6 protein-coding genes are annotated in these 1,766 nt (G+C 40.0%); all 6 read right to left on the minus strand.

Annotation, left to right across the window (positions count from 1 at the left end):
• Nucleotides 1-22 precede the first annotated feature (22 nt).
• A complete protein-coding gene (locus ABN217_RS18865) occupies nt 23-445 on the minus strand; it encodes a hypothetical protein (protein ID WP_349459796.1) in 423 nt (140 codons plus the stop codon).
• Nucleotides 446-447: 2 nt separating this feature from the next.
• Nucleotides 448-570, minus strand: coding sequence for a hypothetical protein (locus ABN217_RS18870; RefSeq protein WP_259344581.1), 123 nt, complete (start codon nt 568-570; stop codon nt 448-450).
• Entirely contained in the window at nt 567-1,010 is a 444-nt protein-coding gene (locus ABN217_RS18875) for a recombination protein NinB (protein WP_349459797.1), read from the minus strand. The genes ABN217_RS18870 and ABN217_RS18875 overlap by 4 nt, the downstream gene beginning before the upstream one ends.
• Entirely contained in the window at nt 967-1,170 is a 204-nt protein-coding gene (locus tag ABN217_RS18880; RefSeq protein WP_349459798.1) for a Lar family restriction alleviation protein, read from the minus strand. The genes ABN217_RS18875 and ABN217_RS18880 overlap by 44 nt, the downstream gene beginning before the upstream one ends.
• Nucleotides 1,163-1,528, minus strand: coding sequence for an HNH endonuclease (locus tag ABN217_RS18885; protein WP_349459799.1), 366 nt, complete (start codon nt 1,526-1,528; stop codon nt 1,163-1,165). Before ABN217_RS18885 ends, ABN217_RS18880 begins: the two co-directional genes overlap by 8 nt.
• Nucleotides 1,525-1,766 (minus strand): hypothetical protein (locus tag ABN217_RS18890; RefSeq protein WP_349459800.1); only part of this gene is annotated, 242 nt, incomplete at its 5' end. The genes ABN217_RS18885 and ABN217_RS18890, both read right to left, overlap by 4 nt.

Raw genomic sequence — 1,766 nt, forward strand, 5'->3', positions numbered from 1 at the left:
TCCATTTTTGTTGACTTGGTTTTCACACCCTCACCCCACCCAATAATGAATCAAACTTCATCAGCATCGGATTACCCATGCCTGAGACGTTAGCCTTTTTAACAAACTTAATTCCGCACTTTGGTTTTTCTGGTGTCTTTTGTTTTTTAACTGGTACTAACTTTGGCTTAACAGGCATATTCTCTAAGAATTCACGCTCATATTGCTGACGCAACGTTGTAATTGAGTCAGATTTAACTTTGTAAATATTGAACATCCTGGAGTAATCATTCTTCCTTCGCCCTGTAATAGTCAGGCACCCCATATCATGTAATTTACTTAGAATCCTTCCTGCGTCATTTAGTCGAATACCCAACTCCAAGGACACATGTTTGTATGTGAATTCGCTGTAATTTCGACCTATAACTATCGCTTGAGCGTAAGTTTTATATTGTTCTTCAGTCATGATCACTTCCTGTTTAAGTTGTAACGGTTAATGTGCTCACGGCGACTTTCTTCGATAAATCGAACCAACTTCTGAGCCTCTTCTAACTTCTCGTCATATTGCTTTAGCTTTTCTTCTGGCGTCATTCGTCTTGTTTCCTTTTCAATTTCATGTACTCACTATCTTCTGGAGTAGTTAGTATTAAACCGAACTGTGAAGCCCATGCTTCAACTCTCTGCAAGAAGTGATGCATATCCCCCTTATCTAACCTTGAGGTGTGCTTAAGTGTCTCTCGTTGCGTTTTTTCACCTGTTAACACATCGGTATACTCGGTTACTTCAAACCCAAGGTAAGTTGCCTTCAAGCTTTCTTTCACCCATGCTTCAGTACAGAACTCACGACCTGACTTAATCAAGTAGTCGCTGATTTCTTTGTACCAAACATGGCTTAATGAATTTTGAGAGAGGCTTCTTTTTGGTTTGTAAGGTTTGATGGTGACACTGAGTTTTGGGTGGGATTTAAGTAGTTCAATTACGTTGTTATCAAATAGATTTTTCGTTGATTCGTGTAGACAGAAGTTCTCCATAATTACCTCGTGCATTCCAATACTCGACTGCTAATTCCATATTTTTAGCAATAGGCCCTCTTGCGCCACAGCGATTACACTGAACAAATGAATTGCTGAATACCTGCATCACTTCAAGATTTTCAGATTCGCAATGGTGGCAAGGTTTTAATTCACTCACTGTTAGCCTCCTGCTGATATTGCTCAAACCAGAAAACAACTGGTTTATCGACTAATTCAATCATTCCGAAACGTTCTGCTGTTCTGAAATTTACTGAATACAGCCTAGCTCTATCTGCCTGCCGTTTTATTTCGTGTCGAAAATCTTCAATTGAGTATGTTTTTTTGAATAAGTTACATGGAGCACACGCGGGGACAAGATTTTCAGTTGTGTCATTGTTAGCAATAAAATCAGGGCCACGAAGAACCGGCTCTACATGATCTGCATGCCAGCCTTTTTCTGGTAATTCACAGCCACAGTAAGCACATCGACCACCGAACAACATTCGTAGGTTTTCACGTTGTTTTTTAGTCATCATTCACCCTCTGGCATTGGTGGGAATGGCATCCAGTATTCAACATCAAAGAATGGGATGGGTTTGCTAGGTAAATAAACAGCTTCCCACTGAAGAGATAATGTTATTTCATCATTAAGATTGACCTGATTTAAAAATAAAACCAACGGAGTTCCATCCCATAACGCAAGTACCGGATCACCAATAACAGGCAATCTCTCACTCACCTTAACCCAATTAGTTCCCTGCATTAGATGCCTCC

Origin of the sequence: Proteus sp. fly-1067 (assembly GCF_040139345.1) — a bacterium.
Taxonomy (GTDB): Bacteria; Pseudomonadota; Gammaproteobacteria; order Enterobacterales; family Enterobacteriaceae; genus Proteus; species Proteus vulgaris_B.